The sequence below is a fragment of the Acidimicrobiia bacterium genome, from assembly GCA_035948415.1.
Taxonomy (GTDB): domain Bacteria; phylum Actinomycetota; class Acidimicrobiia; order IMCC26256; family PALSA-555; genus PALSA-555.
The window spans coordinates 1-18,186 of sequence record DASZJD010000022.1 but is presented as its reverse complement, the minus strand read 5'-3'; the positions used below and the strand labels follow the sequence as shown (position 1 = coordinate 18,186).

Annotated in this window: 18 protein-coding genes; 6 read left to right on the top strand and 12 right to left on the bottom strand. The window is 75.0% G+C overall.

Annotated elements, in window-relative coordinates:
- The first annotated feature begins 2 nt into the window (after positions 1 to 2).
- On the top strand, positions 3 to 1,160 hold the full coding sequence (locus VG869_03035) for a class II aldolase/adducin family protein (GenBank protein ID HEV3450156.1): 1,158 nt from the start codon (positions 3 to 5) through the stop codon (positions 1,158 to 1,160).
- Positions 1,161 to 1,172: 12 nt separating this feature from the next.
- Here VG869_03035 and gatB read toward each other — a convergent pair whose 3' ends face one another.
- Genes gatB through gatC form a run of 3 tightly spaced genes read right to left on the bottom strand, consistent with a single transcriptional unit; the run spans position 1,173 to position 4,369 of the window.
- Entirely contained in the window at positions 1,173 to 2,633 is a 1,461-nt protein-coding gene (gene gatB, locus VG869_03030; GenBank protein ID HEV3450155.1) for an Asp-tRNA(Asn)/Glu-tRNA(Gln) amidotransferase subunit GatB, read from the bottom strand.
- 18 nt (positions 2,634 to 2,651) lie between these two features.
- The gene (gene gatA, locus VG869_03025; GenBank protein ID HEV3450154.1) at positions 2,652 to 4,073 is read right to left on the bottom strand and encodes an Asp-tRNA(Asn)/Glu-tRNA(Gln) amidotransferase subunit GatA; all 1,422 of its coding nucleotides are present in this window, start codon (positions 4,071 to 4,073) and stop codon (positions 2,652 to 2,654) included.
- Positions 4,070 to 4,369 carry an Asp-tRNA(Asn)/Glu-tRNA(Gln) amidotransferase subunit GatC gene (gene gatC / locus VG869_03020; GenBank protein ID HEV3450153.1) on the bottom strand — a complete coding sequence of 100 codons (300 nt, stop codon included), beginning with the start codon at positions 4,367 to 4,369 and terminating at the stop codon, positions 4,070 to 4,072. Before gatC ends, gatA begins: the two co-directional genes overlap by 4 nt.
- Before the next feature lie 84 nt (positions 4,370 to 4,453).
- On the opposite strand from gatC, the gene VG869_03015 reads away from it, so the two are divergent.
- Positions 4,454 to 4,858, top strand: coding sequence for an SCP2 sterol-binding domain-containing protein (locus VG869_03015; GenBank protein HEV3450152.1), 405 nt, complete (start codon positions 4,454 to 4,456; stop codon positions 4,856 to 4,858).
- 21 nt (positions 4,859 to 4,879) lie between these two features.
- On the opposite strand, the gene VG869_03010 is transcribed toward VG869_03015, so the two are convergent.
- A complete protein-coding gene (locus tag VG869_03010; protein ID HEV3450151.1) occupies positions 4,880 to 5,809 on the bottom strand; it encodes an SDR family oxidoreductase in 930 nt (309 codons plus the stop codon).
- Between the two features lie 86 nt (positions 5,810 to 5,895).
- Complete coding sequence (locus VG869_03005; GenBank protein HEV3450150.1) at positions 5,896 to 7,767, bottom strand: PASTA domain-containing protein; 1,872 nt, start codon at positions 7,765 to 7,767, stop codon at positions 5,896 to 5,898.
- Positions 7,768 to 7,859: 92 nt separating this feature from the next.
- On the opposite strand from VG869_03005, the gene VG869_03000 reads away from it, so the two are divergent.
- Complete coding sequence (locus tag VG869_03000; protein HEV3450149.1) at positions 7,860 to 8,336, top strand: hypothetical protein; 477 nt, start codon at positions 7,860 to 7,862, stop codon at positions 8,334 to 8,336.
- A gap of 1 nt (position 8,337) precedes the next feature.
- On the opposite strand, the gene VG869_02995 is transcribed toward VG869_03000, so the two are convergent.
- The 4 genes from VG869_02995 to ligA form a co-directional block, all read right to left on the bottom strand.
- Complete coding sequence (locus VG869_02995) at positions 8,338 to 9,273, bottom strand: zinc-dependent alcohol dehydrogenase family protein (protein ID HEV3450148.1); 936 nt, start codon at positions 9,271 to 9,273, stop codon at positions 8,338 to 8,340.
- A gap of 106 nt (positions 9,274 to 9,379) precedes the next feature.
- Positions 9,380 to 9,796 carry a MaoC/PaaZ C-terminal domain-containing protein gene (locus VG869_02990; protein HEV3450147.1) on the bottom strand — a complete coding sequence of 139 codons (417 nt, stop codon included), beginning with the start codon at positions 9,794 to 9,796 and terminating at the stop codon, positions 9,380 to 9,382.
- Positions 9,797 to 9,798: 2 nt separating this feature from the next.
- On the bottom strand, positions 9,799 to 10,248 hold the full coding sequence (locus VG869_02985; protein HEV3450146.1) for a MaoC family dehydratase N-terminal domain-containing protein: 450 nt from the start codon (positions 10,246 to 10,248) through the stop codon (positions 9,799 to 9,801).
- Positions 10,248 to 12,296 carry an NAD-dependent DNA ligase LigA gene (gene ligA, locus VG869_02980; GenBank protein HEV3450145.1) on the bottom strand — a complete coding sequence of 683 codons (2,049 nt, stop codon included), beginning with the start codon at positions 12,294 to 12,296 and terminating at the stop codon, positions 10,248 to 10,250. Before ligA ends, VG869_02985 begins: the two co-directional genes overlap by 1 nt.
- A 108-nt stretch (positions 12,297 to 12,404) precedes the next feature.
- Between ligA and VG869_02975 the strand changes: the two genes are divergently transcribed.
- Positions 12,405 to 13,319, top strand: coding sequence for a hypothetical protein (locus VG869_02975; GenBank protein HEV3450144.1), 915 nt, complete (start codon positions 12,405 to 12,407; stop codon positions 13,317 to 13,319).
- Here the strand turns inward: VG869_02975 and VG869_02970 are convergent.
- The 3 genes from VG869_02970 to VG869_02960 are packed head-to-tail and all read right to left on the bottom strand — an operon-like array spanning position 13,288 to position 16,816.
- On the bottom strand, positions 13,288 to 14,640 hold the full coding sequence (locus VG869_02970; protein HEV3450143.1) for a glycosyl hydrolase family 28 protein: 1,353 nt from the start codon (positions 14,638 to 14,640) through the stop codon (positions 13,288 to 13,290). The two genes, VG869_02975 and VG869_02970, sit on opposite strands and share 32 nt — an antisense overlap.
- On the bottom strand, positions 14,637 to 15,659 hold the full coding sequence (gene mnmA, locus VG869_02965) for a tRNA 2-thiouridine(34) synthase MnmA (GenBank protein ID HEV3450142.1): 1,023 nt from the start codon (positions 15,657 to 15,659) through the stop codon (positions 14,637 to 14,639). Before mnmA ends, VG869_02970 begins: the two co-directional genes overlap by 4 nt.
- Positions 15,656 to 16,816: a cysteine desulfurase family protein gene (locus VG869_02960; GenBank protein ID HEV3450141.1), complete on the bottom strand. Its 1,161-nt coding sequence runs from the start codon at positions 16,814 to 16,816 to the stop codon at positions 15,656 to 15,658. The genes mnmA and VG869_02960 overlap by 4 nt, the downstream gene beginning before the upstream one ends.
- A 94-nt stretch (positions 16,817 to 16,910) precedes the next feature.
- On the opposite strand from VG869_02960, the gene VG869_02955 reads away from it, so the two are divergent.
- Both VG869_02955 and VG869_02950 read left to right on the top strand, forming a co-directional pair.
- Positions 16,911 to 17,132, top strand: a complete 222-nt coding sequence (locus VG869_02955; GenBank protein ID HEV3450140.1) for a hypothetical protein — start codon at positions 16,911 to 16,913, stop codon at positions 17,130 to 17,132.
- 58 nt (positions 17,133 to 17,190) lie between these two features.
- Positions 17,191 to 18,186: methylmalonyl-CoA mutase family protein (locus VG869_02950; GenBank protein ID HEV3450139.1), on the top strand; the 996-nt coding region annotated here is incomplete at its 3' end.

Sequence of the window (18,186 nt, the reverse complement as noted above, 5' to 3'; positions counted from 1 at the left end):
GCATGCAGCAGAGCAGGACCGGCGCCGTCGCGCTGGCCGACCGGCGGGGGGTGACCGACCGCACGTTCGCGCGTCACGGTCGGCCGACCACCCCGACGCTGGCCTGGATGCTCGACGGCCTCACCCGCGCGCTCGCCGCCTCCGGCTACGAGCCGCGGGACGCGCCGGGGCCCGACACCCAGGTCGTGCTGCACGCCCTCGACCTCGCCCACCCGCGCCCGTATCGGCGCAAGCGCGCCCCGACGTTCGTGGTCGCGCTCGCGGCGCTCCCCGAGCGGCCCGACGACCTGCTCCGCACCGGCTACCCGCTGCTGGTCCGCGGCCTCGCCAACCTCGCCGTCCTCGTCAGCGACGAGGGCCGGCCGGCCGCGCACTTCGTCACCCTCGAGCAGGGCACGGCCACCATCGAGCACGACGGGAACGACGACGCCTTCTTCGAGGCCGTGTTCGCGCGCCTCGAGCCGATGGCCTCGTCGCGACTGGTGATCGGCAACGACTTCCGCCCCGACCTCCCCGTCGAGCTGTGGGCCGGCGACGAACAGACGGCCCAGATCGCCCGGGCCGGCCAGCGGCTGGCCGAGCTCGACCTGCTCCCGGCGCCGTTCCCGATCGAGGAGCTCCTCTCGGAGCGGGACCTGCGCCACGTGAAGCTCCTCTACGGGATCGGCGGGCTCAGCTACGGGAACCTCAGCGCCCGCCGCCAGCCCCGAGCCGACCGCGGCCTCGGCCCGGAGTTCTGGATGAGCGCCAGCGGCGTCGACAAGGGCCACCTGCGCGAGGTCGGCCGCGAGGTGCTCCTCGTGCGCGGCTACGACCCCGACGCCGACGCGATGGTCCTCGCGGTGCCGCCGCACGTGACGCCGAACCGGGTGTCGGTGGACGCCATCGAGCACTGGATGATCTACCGCGAGCACCCGGCCGTCGGGGCCATCGTGCACGTGCACGCCTGGATCGACGGGACCCCGGCCACCGAGATCAGCTACCCCTGCGGCACGATCGAGCTCGCCGGCGCCGTCGCCGACATCGTCCGCCGCGCGCCCGACCCGTCGCGGGCGGTCGTCGGCCAGCGCAACCACGGGCTGACGATCACCGGGCGCGACCTCGACGAGATCTTCGAGCGGACCGAGGGTCGGATCGTCCGCCAGGTGCCGATGGACTGACGGCCGGGCGGGTCAGCCGAGCCGGTCCTCCAGGAGCGCGCGCACGAGCCGGGGGTTGCCCTGGCCGCCGGTGGCCCGCATCGCCTCCCCCATCAGGAAGCCCAGCTTCTTCGCCCGCTCCTTCTCGTCGCCGCCCCGGTAGGCGGTCACCTCGTCGGGGTGCGCAGCCACGACGCCGTCGACGGCGCCCGCGAGCTCGGCCTCGTCGCTCACCTGGGCCAGGCCCCGCTCGGCGACCACCTGGCGCGGGCGCTTCGGCTCGCGGAGGCACTCGTCGAGGACGTCCTTGGCCTGGCGGCGCGACAGCGTCCCGTCGGCGACGAGCCCCACCAGCTCGGCGAGGCCGTCGGGCGGCAGGGGCAGGATCGACGGCGGCAGGCCGCTCTCCCGCAGGAACGCCAGCACGTCGACCGTGCACCAGTGCGCCACGTCGCGGGGCGTGCCCCCGACGAGCTCGGCCACCGCGCCCTCGGCGTAGTCGGCGAGCCCGTCGACGTCGACGAGGACCCGGGCGTCGGCGTCGCTGATCCCCCAGTCGGCGACGAGCCGGGCCCGTCGCGGTGCCGGGAGCTCGGGGACGGAGGCGCCGGCGCGGGCCCGCTGCGCCGCGTCGGGCGCCAGCGGCACCAGGTCGGGCTCCGGGAAGTAGCGGTAGTCGCTGCTCCCCTCCTTCGTGCGCATGCCGTGGGTCCGGTCGTCGGCCTCGTCCCAGTGCCGGGTCTCCTGCACGACGGGCTCGCCGGCGTCGAGGCGGTCGACCTGGCGGGCGATCTCGAAATCGATGGCGCGACCGAGGGACCGCAGCGAGTTCATGTTCTTCACCTCGACCTTGGTGCCGAGCCCGTCGGAGCCCGTGGGGCGCACCGAGACGTTGGCGTCGACCCGGAGCGACCCCTCCTCCATCTTCACGTCGGAGATCCGCAGCGCGCGCAGCACCGCCCGCAGCTCGTTGACGTAGGCGCGCGCCTGCTCGGCCGAGCGCAGGTCGGGACGGCTCACGATCTCCATGAGGGGGACGCCGGCGCGGTTGTAGTCCACGAGCGAGTGATCGGCCTCGTGGATGCGCCCGCCTCCGCCGACGTGGACGGTCTTGCCCGTGTCCTCCTCGAGGTGCGCGCGCTCGATCCCGATCCGGGCCCCCTCGACCTCGAGCGACCCGTCGACGAGGATGGGCTCCTCGTACTGGGTGATCTGGAAGTTCTTCGGCATGTCCGGGTAGAAGTAGTTCTTGCGCGCGAAGAGCGATTGCGCTGGGACCGTGAACCCGAGGGCGGCCGACAGCCGCAGCGCGTACTCGACCGCCGCCGCGTTCACGACCGGGAGCGAGCCGGGCAGCCCGAGGCACGTGGGGCACACGTTCGTGTTCGGCTCGGCGCCGAACTCGTTCGGGCAGCCGCAGAACAGCTTCGTCGCCGTGCTCAGCTCGGTGTGCACCTCGAGGCCGATCACGGGCTCGTAGTCCTCGGCCGGCATGTCAGCCCCCTGCGCCGCTCATGGCGCCGCCGCCTCCAGCACCGCGCCGACCCGGAACAGCAGCGGGTCGCCGAGCGCGGGCGCGAGCACCTGCACGCCCACCGGCAGGCCGGCCTCGCCGACGCCGAACGGGACGCTGATGGCGGCGTGCCCGGCCAGGCTGCTCGGGACCGTGCAGACGTCGGACAGGTACATGGTCAGCGGGTCGGCGGTCTTGGCCCCGAGCGGGAACGCCACCGTGGGCGAGGTCGGCGCGAGCAGCGCGTCGCAGCGCTCGTAGACGCGGGCGAAGTCCCGGATGATTAGCGTGCGGACCCGCTGGGCCTTCCCGTAGTAGGCGTCGTAGTAGCCGGCGGAGAGCGCGTACGTGCCGAGCATGATCCGTCGCTTCACCTCGGGCCCGAAGCCGGCGGCGCGGGTGCGCGCGTTCATCGTGGCGACGTCGTCGGCGTCGACGCGCAGGCCGTAGCGCACCCCGTCGTAGCGGGCGAGGTTCGACGAGGCCTCGGCCGGCGCGATCAGGTAGTAGGCCGAGAGCGCGTAGCGGGCGCTCGGCGTCGACACCCGCTCGACGGTGGCGCCCGAGGCCTCGAGCGCGGCGCCGGCGGCGTCGACCGCCGCCCGCACCTCGGGCTGGACGCCGTCGGCGTCGGTGAGCTCCTCGACGATCCCCACCCGGAGCCCGTCGACCCCGGCGTCGAGGGCATCCGTCGTGGCCGCCAGCGGCTCGTCGAGGCTCGTCGAGTCGAGCGGGTCGTGCCCGGCGATCACGTCGAGCAGCAGGGCGGCGTCGGCGACCGTGGCCGCGAAGGGCCCGACCTGGTCGAGGGAGCTGGCGAAGGCGACGAGCCCGTAGCGCGACACGGTGCCGTAGGTGGGCTTCACGCCGACGACGCCGCAGAGCGACGCCGGCTGGCGGATCGAGCCGCCGGTGTCGGAGCCGAGCCCGAGCGCCGAGAAGCCGGCCGCCACCGCGGCCGCCGAGCCGCCGCTCGACCCGCCGGGCACGCGCTCCTCGTCGCGCGGGTTCCGGGTCGGGCCGTAGGCCGAGTTCTCGGTCGAGGAGCCCATGGCGAACTCGTCGCAGTTGGCCTTGCCGACCACCACGGCGCCGGCCGCCACGACCCGCTCGACCGTCGTGGCCGTGTACGGCGGGCGCCAGCCCTCGAGGATCCGCGAGCCGCACGTCGTCGGGATCCCGCGGCTGCAGAGGTTGTCCTTCACCGCGACGGGGACGCCGGCGAGCGGGCCCGGGTCGGTGCCGCCGGCCACCGCGGCGTCGACGGCGTCGGCGGCGGCGCGCGCCTGGTCCGCCAGCACGAGGGTGAACGCGTGGACGCCGCCTTCGCGCTCGGCCACCCGGTCGAGGTGCTCCTCGAGCACGTCGCGGGCGCGGCGATCGCCGGCCCGCACCGCTCGGGCGATTCCGGCCGCGGTCACGGCGCGTCGAGGATGCGCGGCACGCGGAAGCGGCCGTCCTCGACCTCGGGGGCCTGGGCCAGCACCTCGTCGCGCGGGAGGGTCGGGCGCACCTCGTCGCGCCGGACCACGTTGGCGAGCGGCAGGGGGTGGGCGGTCGGCTCGACGTCGTCGAGCGAGAGGGCCTCGAGCTCCTGGACGTGCTCGAGGATCTCGCCGAGCTCGCGAGTGAAGCCGTCGAGCTCGTCGTCGTCCAGCGCCAGGCGCGCGAGCCGCGCCACGTGCTCGACGTCGGCTCGTGTGATCGGTCGCGCCATGCGCGCCGAGTCTACGGGTCGTCGCCGCGATCCGGTCGTGCGCGCGGCGCTACGATCACGCCACCCTGGAGCGCGGAGGAGCACGTGCCGAAGTACCGATTCCTCTCGGACGAGTGGTTCGCCGCCGTCGACGAGCTCGCCGAGGAGCACGGTGCCGAGGCGCCCGGCCAGGCCGACGTGACCATGAACGTCACGGTCACGGACACGCCGTTCGGCTCCGAGCGGCGCCTCCACATGGGCGCGCAGCGCGGGCAGGGGCACTGGGGGATCGGCCACGTCGACGACGCCGACCTGCACCTCACCACCGACTACGGGACCGCCAAGGAGGTGTTCGTCTCGGGCGACCCCGCCACCGGGATGCAGGCGTTCATGTCGGGCCGGGTGAAGGTGCAGGGCGACATGGCCAAGCTCCTGGCCGCCCAGGCCGCCGGCGGCACCCCGGGGGGCGCCACGCCCCTCCAGACCGCGATCCAGGGCGTCACCGAATAGGCGCCGCCGGTCGGCGGCGGCTCAGCGGGAGACGCGACCGAGCTCGCTCGGCCCGCCCCGCCGGTCATCGCCCGCGGCGAGCTTCGGGCCCTCCTCGATCAGCCGTGGCACCGTCCAGCGCCGCCCGCGGTTCGAGATGGTCTCGGCGATGATGTAGGGCTGGTAGCGGGCGACGGTGTCGCCCTGGACCAAGAAGGTCTCGCCCGTGAACGGGCAGTCGGCGGTGCCGAGGTAGGCGATCATCGGCGAGATGTTCGCCGGGTCCCAGACGTCGAACACGCCGGCGTCCGCGGGCGCGCGCACGACGTCCTCGAGCCCGGGGGTCTGCTCGGTGAGGCGGGTGCGCGCCATGGGCGTGACCGCGTTCGAGCGCACGCCGTAGCGGCCGAGCTCCATCGCGCAGATGGTCGAGAAGGCGGCGATGCCGGCCTTGGCGGCGCCGTAGTTCGTCTGGCCCGCGTTGCCGAGCACGCCCGAGGTCGACGACGTGTGCACGATCGAGGCCCGCACCTCGTGACCGGCTTTCGTCCGCTCGCGCCAGTACGCGGCCGCGTGCCGGGTCGGGCAGAAGTGCCCCTTGAGGTGGACGTTGATGACCGAGTCCCACTCCGGCTCGGTCATATTCACGAGCACGCGGTCCCGGAGGATGCCGGCGTTATTCACGAGCACGTGCAGGTCACCGAACGTCTCGACGGCCTGGTCGATAAGGCGCTTGGCGCCCTCGAAGTCCGAGGCGCTCTCGGTGTTGGCGACGGCCTCCCCGCCCAGCCCCTTGATCTCGTCGACCACCTGCTGGGCCGGCGCCCGGTCCGCCCCCTCGCCGTGGATGTCGCCACCGAGGTCGTTCACCACCACCCGGGCGCCTTCGGCGGCGAAGAAGAGCGCGTGCTCGCGCCCAATCCCGCGACCGGCGCCGGTGATGATCGCGACCCGTCCGTCCAGCGTGCCCATGGGCCTCCCTCGTTCGGGACTCGCGGGATGGTACGCAACGCGCGCCCGCCCGCGACGACCCTGCGGCGCCGCGGCTCACCCGGGTCTCAGAGCACGAGGGTGACGCTCGACCCCTTCTTCACCGTGGTCCCAGGCGCCGGCGACATGGCCTGCACCGGCTTGCCGGGCCCGTAGTTCTGGACGTCGGGGACGAGCCCGAGGGCCGTGAGCTGGGCGCTGGCGGCCTCGACCGCCTGACCCCGGAGGTCGGGCACCACGACCGGTTGGGGGCCCTGGCTGACGTGGAGCGTCACCGTCGTGCCGCGGAGCGCCGACGAGCCCGCGGGCGGGTTGGTGTCGATCACCTGCCCGACCGGCACGGTGTCGCTGTAGGCGTTCTGGGCCACCGGGCTGAAGCCACTGGCGCTCAGGGCCTGGGCCGCGGCGGCCGCGCTCTCGTTGGCGACGTTGGGGATGGGGATGGGCGCCGGGCCATCGCTCACGACGATCCGCACCGTCGACTCGGGGGCGGCGCGCGCGCCACCAGCCGGGCTGGTGCCGATCACGCTGCCCCTCGGGACGGTCTCGTCGTAGCGGTGGTCGAGCGCGACGACGAACCCGGCCTGGGCCAGGAGGTACTGGGCCTCGTTCGCCGGCCGCGACGCGACGTTCGGCACCGGCACCGGGGGCGGGCCGCGCGACACGACGACGTCGAGCGTCCCGCCCTTGGCGACGAAGGCGCCCGGCGCCGGGTCCTGGGCGATGACGAGGCCGGTCGGGTCGTCGGCGCGTCGTTGCTGCACGACCTGGACGAGGAAGCCGGCGTTCGCCGCGCTGGCGCGCGCCTGCGCGGCCGACTCGCCGACGAGGGTGGGCGCGGCGACCGACGGGCCGGGGCCGCCCGTCACGAGCAGGAGCAGCGCGGCGACGAGCGCGGCCACGATGGCGGCGCCGACGACGTACGGCACCGCGCGCCGGGCCCGGAAGGGCGCGGGGCGCACCGCGATGGCGAGCGGGGCGGCGTCCTCCTTGGCGGTCGTCTCGCCGGATCGGGTGGCGCCGTCGGCGCGGGTGACGCCGAGTCGGGTGGGGTCGGCGTCCTCGGCCTCGTCGCCGAGCCCGGCGAGCGGGAGCGGCTCGGGCGCAGGGAGCCTCGCCGCCACGTCCGATAGCGCCGCCACCATGGTGGCGGCGTCGGGATACCGCTCGGCGCGATCGGGTCGGCCGGCGCGCTCGATGACCGCGCCGAGGGCACCGAGCTCGGGCGGCGCCACGATGCCGCGCGTGTGTCGCGCCGCGAGGGTGCCGACCGTGGTGTCGCCGACCACCGGCACCTCGCCGGTGCAGGACTCGACGAGCACGACGGCGAGGGCGTACAGGTCGGCACGGGCGTCCACCGGGACGGCGCTGGCCTGCTCCGGGGCGGCGTAGCGGGCGGTCCCGACCAGCGCGCCGAACGGCTCGGTCCAGGAGGCCTCCGCGAGGGCGCGAGCGAGCCCGAAGTCGGCGACGCGCACGACGCCGTGCTCATCGAAGAGCAGGTTGGCCGGCTTGATGTCCCGATGCACGAGCCCGCGGCCGTGCGCGTAGCGCAGCCCCTCGGCGACCTGCCGCCCGACCCGCGTCGCCTGGGCCGGCGACAGTCGGGCCCGCGTGTCGAGGAGGGCGCGCAGGGAGCCGCCGCGGAGCAGCTCGACGACCATGAACGCCAGGCCCTCATCCTGGCCCCAGTCGTAGACGGCCAGCACGTTCGGGTGGTGCAGGCTCGCGGCGAGCTGCGCCTCGGCCTGGAACCGGCGGATGAAGCCGGCGTCGTCGCCGAGCCCGGCCTGGAGGGCCTTGACCGCCACCCGACGTCGGAGTCGCACGTCGTCGGCGACGTAGACGCGCCCGCTGGCGCCGGCTCCGATCGGCGCGAGGAGGCGGTAGCGCGAGGCGAGGACGCGGCCGACCAGGTCGGCGACAGCGCTGGAGGGCACCGGGCCAGGCTACGGGTCGCTCACCGTGATGTCGCGGCACGCGCGCGACGCGATGCCCTGAGCGTCAGCGCCCCCCGGTACCCTCGGTGACGGTGAGCACCACGACACCCACGGCGCTGCCCGTGGGATCGGCGCGCCGACGCGGGCCGCTCTTCCGCCATCCGTGGCGCGTCGCGATCGTCGTCGTCGCGCTGCTCGTCGTCCTGAACCTCGGCGTCTTGCTCCTCACGAAGGCGGACACGTCGCGCGAGCAGACCACCGGGCTCCCGTCGACGATCGTCGCCCTCCAGCCCCGGCCGGGCGAGCTGATCCGCCCGCAGGACACGATCGCGGTGCAGCTGAACGCCGACCTGACCGGCGCCCTCGTCCTCGACGGCCAGGAGATCCCCGAGGGTCAGCTCGCCCGTCAGCCCGGACTCGGCGAGGTCAGCTTCCGGCCCGGCCCCGGCAAGGACCTCTCGGAGCTGCAGCCCGGCGAGCACACCGTCGTCATCGAGTACTGGCTCCAAACCAAGCCCCGCCCGATCCACCCGTCCACGTACGCGTGGACGTTCCGGGTTGGCGCCTGAGCTACGAGCCGGCCACGGTCAGGACCGCGGCGCCGCGCACCTCGTCGCGCGCCACCGCGAGCAGCGCGTCGTCGGCCGCCTCGAGCGGAAACGTCTCGACCTCGGCTCGGACCGGCGCGGCGGCGGCGATGGCGAGGAACTCCTCCGCGTCCTTCCGCGTCATGTTCGCGACCGACCGCAGGCTGCGCTCGCCCCACAGCAGGTCGTAGTCGAACGACGGGATCGGTGACATGTGGATGCCCGCCAGGCTGACCGTGCCGCCGGCGCGGATCAGGCGCAGGGCCACCGGAACGAGCTCGCCCGCGGGCGCGAAGACGACCGCGCGGTCGCACGGCTCGGACGGCAGGGTGGCGGCGTCGCCGACCCACGCCGCGCCGAGCTCCTCGGCCAGCTGCCGGTGCCGTTCGCCGCGGGTCAGCACGACGACCTCGCAGCCCCAGTGGGTGAGCACCTGCAAGGCGAGGTGGGCCGAGGCGCCGAAGCCGAGCAGCGCGACGCGCTCCCCCGGCTGGACCTCGGCCCGGCGGAGGGCGCGGTAGCCGATGACGCCGGCGCAGAGGAGCGGGGCGGCGGCGACGTCGGCGATGGACGCGGGCAGCCGCACCGCGAAGGCCTCGGGGACCGTCACGGCGTCGGCGTAGCCGCCGTCGACGGTCCACCCGGTGAACTGGGCCCGCACGCACAGGTTCTCCTCGCCGCGCCGGCAGAAGGCGCAGTCCCCGTCGGCCCAGTGAAGCCAGGCCACGCCGACCCGCTCGCCGACCTCAAGGCGGGTGGAGCCGGACCCGAGCGCCTCGACGGTGCCGACGACCTGGTGGCCGGGCACCACCGGGAGGTGCGGAAGCTCGAGGTCGCCCTCGACGACGTGCAGGTCGGTGCGACAGCAGGCGCAGGCGTGCACCCGCACGCGCACCGCGTCCGCCGGCGGCTCCGGCACGTCCCGTTCCTCGAGGGCCAGGGGCCGGCTCGAGATCGGGCCCGGCGCGTGGAGGACCTGCGCTCGCACGGTCAGCGCGGGCGGGACCGCGGGCTCGGGCGGCGCGTCACGGGACCGCGAACGTGGCCTCGCCCTTGATCGCGGCGCCGCCGCTCTCCTGGCGGGTGACGAGCAGCTGGAGCTCCACGCGGCGTTCGCCGTCCTCCTCGGAGCGTCGACGGACCGTCGCCTCGCACACGAGGTGGTCGCCCGGCCACACCTGCTCCCGGAACTGGACCGAGAACCGCCGCACGTTCTCGGCGCCGAGCCACTCGGTGCAGTAGCAGCCGAGGATCCCGGCCTGGAGCATCCCGACCGAGAACACGGTCGGGAAGCCCGCCGACTTGGCGAACTCCTCGTCGTGGTGGATCGGGTTGAAGTCGCCCGACGCGCCCTGGTAGCGGACGAAGTCGGTGCGGGTGAGCGGCCCGTACTCGCGTCTCGGTGCCTTCGTGCCCTCGGTCAGCTCGTCCCACGCCACCATCGTCAGCCTCCCGCCGTCGGTGCTTGTCCGGTCTCGATCGCGGTCGAGCGGGCCTCGGCGACGAGGGTGCCCTCCGGGTCGCGGAACTCGGTGACCGTCTCGATGAACGTCATCGTGCCTCCCCGGCGTCCTTCCTTCTCGTAGATCTGGTCGACGCGGGTCTGGAAGGTGAGCTCGGTCCCGGCTCGTGGGGGCGGCCCGTGGAACACGTACTCCTGGCCGCCGTGTAGCAGGCGGCGCAGGTCGATGTCGAGGCGCTGCAGCGGGGACGTGCCGCCGCCGCTCCAGAAGTTCACGGTGGTGAGGAACGTCGGCGGCGACACCGGCGTCGGGTCGTCGACGTAGGCCGGGTTCGTCGTCTTACAGGCCCGAGCGAACTCTCGGATCTTGCCCCGCTCGATGGGCATCGTCGCGGGCTCGTCCTGGAGCCCGACCTTCGACCGGTCGACCATCACGCTCCTTCCGGCGGGCCGTGCTCGAGGAGCTGCACGAACCCCGCTTCGTCGAGGATCGGCACCCCGAGGCTCTCGGCCCTCGTGAGCTTGGTGCCGGGATTCTCCCCCACCACGACGTAGCTCGTCTTCTTGGAGACGCTCGAGGTCACCTTGGCCCCTCGGGCCGCCAGCTCGGCCTCGGCCCCCTCCCGGGTGAGGCTCTCGAGCCCACCGGTCAGCACGAAGGTCAGCCCGGCGAGCGACGGGGCGTCGGGGCGGGCCAGGACGGCGGCCGGCGGGGCGGTCAGGTCCAGGCCGGCGCGGCGCAGCTTCTCGACGACCTCCCGGTTGCGGGCGATGGCGAAGAACCGGGCCACGCTCTCTGCGATCACGGGGCCGACGCCCTCGACCGCGGTCAGCTCCTCGACGGACGCGTCCTCGACCCGGTCGAGGCTGCCGAGGGCGCGGGCGACGGCCTGGGCCGCGGTGGGGCCGAGGTGACGGATGCCGAGGCCGACGAGCACCCGGGTCAGGCCCCGGGTCTTCGACGCGTCGATGCCGGCGACCAGGTTCTCGGCCGACTTCGCCGCCATCCGCTCGAGCGGCACCAGCCGGTCGGCGGTGAGCGCGTAGATGTCGGCGGCGTCCCGCAGCAGCCCGGCGTCGACGAACTGGCGCACCCGCTCCTCGCCGAGCCCCTCGATGTCCATGGCGGCGCGGCCCGCGAAGTGGACGATGCGCTGCACCCGCTGCTCGGGGCACTCGACGTTGACGCAGTGGTAGTCGGCCTCGCCGTCGAGCCGCACGAGCGGGGACCCGCACGCGGGGCAGTCGGTCGGGAACTTCCACTTGCGGAGCCCCTTGCGACGCGCCGCCACCACCGGCCCGACGACCTCGGGGATCACGTCGCCGGCCTTGCGGACGATGACGAGGTCACCCGGGCGGACGTCCTTGCGCGCCACCTCGTCCTGGTTGTGGAGCGTCGCCAGGCCGACGGTCGAGCCGCCGACGAACACCGGCTCCAGCTGGGCGAAGGGCGTGGCGCGTCCCGTCCGCCCGATGCTGACGAAGATGCCGACGAGCCGGGTGGTCTTCTCCTCGGGCGGGAACTTGAAGGCGATCGCCCAGCGGGGCGCCTTGCTCGTGGAGCCCATCTCGGCGCGCTGGGCCAGGTCGTCGACCTTCACGACGGCGCCGTCGATCTCGTAGCCGAGCGCGTGGCGCTGGTCGAGCATCTGCTCGCAGAACCGGATGACCGCGTCGAGGGAGTCGAGGGCCTCGACGTGGGGGTTCACGGGGATCCCGAGGTCGCGGAGCCAGGCCAGCGTCTCGTGGTGCGAGCGCAGCGCGGGACCGCCGGCCTGCACGCCGAGCTGATAGCCGAAGAAGTCGAGCGCACGCGACGCGGTGATCCGGGCGTCCTTCTGGCGCAGGCTGCCGGCGGCGGCGTTGCGCGGGTTGGCGAACAGCCGTCCGCCGGCCTCGCCCTGCCGGCGGTTCAGCGCCTCGAAGGCCGCGAGGGGCATGAACACCTCGCCCCGCACCTCGAGCTGGGACGGCAGGTCCGACCCGTGGAGCCGCTTCGGGACGGATGCGATGGTGGCGACGTTGGCGGTGACGTCGTCCCCGGTCACCCCGTCGCCGCGGGTGGCGCCGCGCACGAACCGGCCGTCCTCGTAGAGCAGCGACATCGCTAGCCCGTCGAGCTTCGGCTCGCCGACGAACGCGATCGGCCCGGGGACGAGCCGCGAGATGCGCGCGTACCAGGCCTGCACCTCCGCCGCGGTGAAGGCGTTGTCGAGCGACAGCATGGGCTGCACGTGGGTGACCGGCGCGAACGTCGCGCTCGGCGCCCCGCCGGGGTGCTGGGTCGGCGAATCGGGCGTGGCCAGGGCCGGGAACTCGGCCTCGAGGTCCAGCAGCTCCCGCATGAGCGCGTCGTACTCGGCGTCGGCGATGATCGGGTCGTCGAGGACGAAGTACCGCTCGTTGTGCTCGTTCAGCCCGTCGCGCAGCTCGGCGGCCCGCGCCTCGGCCTCGGGCGGGACGCGCGATTCCTGGGCCATCGGGTGCAGGGTACCGGTGGGCCCCACGCGCCCCGCCGGCCGCGACGCCGCACTCGGCGGGCACGCCGACCGTGACCGCGAGGGCGCGGGCCGTCAGACTGGGCGCCGATGCGACCCTGGCTCGTGCGCGCGGCTTGGGTCACGCTGCCGCTCACGGCGGGGCCGGCGCTCGCCAGCGGCCTCCGCGGCTGGAGCGACTCGGCCCGGCTGTGCGGCGCGGCGTTGTGCTGGCTCGGGTGGGCCGTGGGCCTGGTGGCCGTGCTCGCGCCGCGTCCGGCCGGGCTCACCGCCCTGCGCGTCGTCGCGCCCGCGGGGGCCGCGGCGGCGATCGCGAGCGCCGCCAGCGGCCGCCCGTCGACGGTGGCCGCGGTCGTCGCGGTCGCCGCCAGCGTCGCCGCCGCCGCGCTCGCCGCCGACCCGGCGTTCGCGCTCGCAGCCGCCAACGGCGTCGCCTACGGCGACGAGCGGCGATACCCGCTGCGGGTCCCGCCGGCGCTCTTCCTGGGGCTGCTGCCGGCGGCGCGCGCGGTCGTGGTGGTCGGGCTCGGCGCGGGCCCCCTGCTCCTCAGCGCCGGCCGAGCCGCCGAGGGTGCCGTCGCGCTCGTGATCGGCGTCCCGGCGGCGGTGGTGGCGGCGCGGGCGCTGCACCGGCTCTCGCGTCGCTGGGTGGTGCTCGTGCCGGCCGGGGTCGTGATCGTGGACCGCATGGCGCTCGCCGACAACGTCCTCTTCCCTCGCGAGCACGTGCAGCGGATGCGGGGCGTCGCCGCCGACGAGCCGGTCGGCGACGTCCTCGACCTCCGGCTCGGGGCGACACTCGGCTCGTTGCTCCTCGCCTTCGACGAGCCCGCCGAGCTGCTCCGCGCGCCGCGGCCGCGCCGCGGCGCCGAGACCGTCTTCGCGCCGGCGCTCCTCGTCGCCGTCTCGTACCGCCGGGAGCTGCTCGAGGCCGCGGCGGGTCGGCGGGTGCGCGTCGAGGTGGCCGACCCGGTCAGAGGGGTGGCGCGACGTCGAGCCCCGTGACGTCGTCGGTGACCAGCGGCGGCCGCGGGTCGCCGGTCGCGGCCACCGTCACGTCGCGGAGCTGCACCCGTCGCGCGTGGCGGATCCAGAGCCCGGACGCGGGCAGCGGTCCGAACATCCCGGCCTGCGGGTAGGCGGCGGGCAGCTCGGCGACCGGGGTCGACCGTCGACCGCCGGCGTCGGCCGTGTGGAGCTGGGCCCGCTCGAGCACGAGGGACTCCACCGGATGGCCGGGCACCCCGGACACCGTGCACGCGCTCGTGGCGCCGGTGGCGCTGAGGTCGCGCACCGCGACGCCGCGGATGGCGCCGGGCGTCGGTGTCCGCTGGCCGCGGCCCCGGGCCCCGAGACGGACGAAGAGCGGCACGGCGGCGTCGGTCACGGTCACGCGCTCGACGACGACGTCCTCCACCGCGGCGCCGTCGACGCTCTCGATCGCGACGCCGCCGGCCTCGCCGGCGACGACGGCCGGGATCGCGGTCGGGCGGGCCCGGCCGCTGACCTGGCAGTCGCGCACGGTGACGCGCCGGACGGCGCCGCTCGTCTCGGTCCCGATCTTGAAGCCGTTGGAGGGGCTCATCATCCGGCAGCGCTCGACCACCACGTCCTCGGTGGGGTGCGGGGCCCCGAGGATGAGGCTGGTCTTCAGGACGATGGCGTCGTCGTCGGATTCGATGTCGCAGCCGACGATCCGGACGCGCCGGCAGCAGTCGGGGTCGATGCCGTCGGCGAAGGCATCGCGGATCGTGACGCTGTCGACGACGACGTCGTCGCAGCCGCCGAGGCTGACGCAGTAGTTGGGGGCGTTGCGGATCGTGACGCCGCTGACCGTGGCCCGCCGGCACCGGTGCAGCGCGATCGGCTTCGGCCCGTTCCGCTCGGTGCGGCCCCCGTCGATCGTGCCCGGCCCGGTGATCACGACGTCGTGGATCCCGTCGCCCAGGAGCAGGGCCTCGTGGAAGCCGCTGGTCTCGGCGTCGGAGTAGGTCGGGTACGGCAGCCGCTCGACGGGGAGGAAGTCCTCGGGCCGCGAGCTGGCGAGCAGCGTGGCGCCGGCCTCGAGGACGAGCTGGACCCCGCTGCGCAGCCGCAGCGTGCCGCATCGGAAGGTGCCCGGGCCGACCCGCAGCGTGGCGGCCCGACGACCGGCGGCGTCGAGGGCCCGCTGCACGGCCGCGGTGTCGAGGTGGGTGCCGTCGCCGGTGGCGCCGTAGGCCCGGACGTCGAGGGTGGGTCGCGACGGGCGTCGCGGCCAGGCGACGGCGACGACGCCGCCGGCCCCGACGGCGAGGAACCGCCGGCGCGAGACCGGCCCGGTCACGCGGCCAGGCCGCCGCCCACGAGCTCGTCGCCGTCGTAGAGGGCAACGACCTGGCCCGGCGCCACCCGCGGCGTCGGCGCGTCGAGGCGCACCAGGCGGCCGACCAGACGACCCCGGACCGGCTCGGCGTGCGCCCGGGTCTGCACGAGGACGGGCGCGGATCCCGGCGCGTGGCGCACGAACGACAGGTCTCGCACCGGGATCTCGTGGCGCAGGAGGTCGTCCCGCGACCCGACGGTGACGGTCGCGGCGGCGGCGTCGAGGCCGACGACGTAGCGGGGCTCGCCGGCGGCGACGCCGAGGCCCCGCCGCTGCCCGATCGTGAACCGGGACACCCCGTCGTGACGGCCGACGACGGTCCCGTCGCGGTCGACGATCGGCCCCGGGCGGGGCGCGGCGCGCGCGGACACGAACCGGACGCGGTCGCGCCGCGTCACGAAGCAGACGTCCATGCTCTCGGGCTTCGCCGCCGTGCGCAGGCCGAGCTCGGCCGCCCGGGCCCGCACGGCCCGCTTCGTGAGGTCGCCGACGGGGAGGAGGAGCCGCGCCAGCTCCCGCTGCCCGAGCATGTAGAGCACGTACGACTGGTCCTTGGCGCCGTCGGCGCCCCGGCGCAGCCGGTACGAGCCGTGGCGGTCGCGCTCGACCCGGGCGTGGTGGCCGCTGGCGACGGCGTCGAAGCCGAGGGCGACGGCGCGGTCGAGCGCCCGCCCGAACTTGATGGCGCGGTTGCACTCGACGCAGGGGTTCGGCGTGCGGGCGGCGTCGTAGCCGGCCACGAACGGGTCGACGACCGAGGCCGTGAAGTCGTCGGTCAGGTTGAACACGTAGTGGGGGACGCCCAGCTGGGCCGCGACCCGCCGGGCGTCCTCGACATCGCCCACGCCGCAGCAGCCGGAGCCGGTCTCGCCGCCCCACAGGCGCAGCGTCACGCCCACGACCTCGTGCCCGGCCTCGACGAGCCGGGCCGCGGCCACCGACGAGTCCACCCCCCCGCTCATCAGCGCGAGCACCCTCATCGGGCCGCCCCGGCGTGCGCCCGGAGCCGGTCGACGGCCGGGGGGATGGCGGCCAGCGCCCGGTCGACGTCGTCGGCCGTGGACGCGAAGCCGAGGCTGAGCCGGATCGACGCCAGGGCGTCCTCGCGGGGCAGGCCCATGGCCGCCAGCACGTGCGACGGCTCGGTCGCGCCCGACGAGCACGACGAGCCCGCGGCGGCGTACACGCCGCCTTGGTCCAGGGCCACGAGCAGCGTCTCGGCCTCGACGCCGCGGAAGCCGACGTGGCAGTTGCCGGCGACCTTCGCCGCCGGGTCGCCGTTCACGAACGTGTCGGGGACCCGCTCGAGCAGGCCGGCGAGCAGCCGCTCGCGGAGCGCGGCCACGCGTCGGGTCTCGTCGGCGCGCCGCTCGACCGTCACGCGCAGCGCGGCGGCCATCGCCACCGCGCCGGCGACGTTCACCGTCCCGGCGCGCAACCCCCGCTCCTGCCCGCCCCCCTCGAGGAGCGGCACGAGCGGCACGCCGTCGCGCACGACGAGCGCCCCGGTGCCCTTCGGGCCGCCGAACTTGTGGGCCGAGATCGCCACCAGGTCGGCGTCCGCCGCGGCCACGGCGACGTCGAGCCACGGGACCGCCTGCACGGCGTCCGTGTGCAGCACCGCGTGCGGGGCCCGTCGGCGCACGAGCCTCGCCACCTCGCGGAGCGGCTGGATCGTCCCGACCTCGTTGTTCACGAGCATCACCGACACGACCGCGGTGCGCTCGTCGAGGGTGGCGACCAGGGCGTCGAGGTCGACGATCCCGCTGCGCAGCACGCCGACGTGGTGCACCGGGAAGCCCTCGGCGGCCAGCCGATCGCCGGCCGCGAGCACCCCCTTGTGCTCGAACGCGGTGGTGACGACGCCGCCCCGGGACCCTGCCGCCCGGGCCGCCCCCTCGACCCCGAGGTTGTCGGCCTCGGTGCCCCCGGCGGTGAAGACGACCTCGCCCGGCTCGGCGCCGAGGGCGCCGGCCACCGTCTCGCGGGCCTCCTCGAGGGCGGTCTTGGCCGCCCGGGCGGCGCCGTGGATGCCGGACGGGTTCGCGAAGCAGGAGGAGAGGAAGGGCTCCATCGCCGCGACCGCCTCCGGTCGCATCGGCGTGCTGGCGGCGTAGTCGAGGTAGGTCGCCGACATGGGGCCGAGTGTACGGGGCGGCTTTCGGGTCGCCCCCGGGGTGCCGCCGGTCACACCGGGAATGGATGTCACACCCCCCGGCGATACTCCTGTCGTGAGCACGCAGCTGCGGCTGGTCGATCCTCCGCCCGAGACGTCGGGGCGGCGCAGTGCCCGACGGGCGCGCGCGGTCCCGCGCCGCGCTCGGCGGGCCGCGCGCTGGAGCACCGACTGGCGCCTCGACGCCAGCGCCCGGCAAGTGGGGCGAGCGGGAGTCGCGGCGGCCCGAGCGTCGCTCTCGAAGGCCGCCGACGGCGACCTGCGGGCCGCGAGCTGAGCCCACCGCGGGCCCGGTCGCCGGGCCTCGCCGGCCACCCTCTACCCTCGTTCGGAGTATGGGTGAGCGATTCCCGCACCACGACCGGGCCGACTGGGCCGAGCTGGCCGCCGCCGAGGTCGGCGGTGACCCCGAGCGGCTGACCTGGCCCACGCCCGAGGGCATCCCGGTGGCGCCGCTCTACACCGCCGAGGACCTCGAGGGCCTCGAGTTCGTCGACACCCTGCCCGGCTTCGAGCCCTTCGTCCGGGGCGTCCGGGCCACGATGTACGCGAACCGGCCGTGGACGATCCGGCAGTACGCGGGGTTCTCGACCGCCGAAGAGTCGAACGCCTTCTACCGCCAGAACCTCGCCGCCGGCCAGACGGGCCTCTCGGTGGCCTTCGACCTGGCGACCCACCGGGGCTACGACAGCGACCATCCCCGGGTCGTCGGCGACGTCGGGAAGGCGGGCGTCGCGATCGACTCCGTCGAGGACATGAAGATCCTCTTCGACGGCATCCCGCTCGACCAGATCACCGTGTCCCTGACCATGAACGGCGCCGTGCTCCCCGTCCTCGCCGGCTACATCGTCGCCGCCGAGGAGCAGGGCGTCGACGAGTCGCAGCTGCCGGGGACCATCCAGAACGACATCCTCAAGGAGTTCATGGTCCGCAACACCTACATCTACCCGCCCGAGCCGAGCGTCCGCATCATCGCCGACATCTTCGCCTACACCAGCCGGCGGATGCCGAAGTTCAATAGCATCTCGATCAGCGGCTACCACATGCAGGAGGCCGGCGCCACCGCCGACCTGGAACTGGCCTACACGCTGGCCGACGGCCTGGAGTACGTCCGCACCGGCCGTAAGGCGGGCCTCGACGTGGACGCCTTCTGCCCGCGGCTGTCGTTCTTCTGGGGCATCGGCATGAATTACTTCATGGAGGTCGCCAAGCTGCGGGCCGCCCGCATGCTCTGGGCGAAGCTCATCAAGCCGTTCGGCCCCAAGAGCCCCAAGAGCCTGTCGCTGCGGACGCACAGCCAGACGAGCGGCTGGAGCCTGACGGCGCAGGAC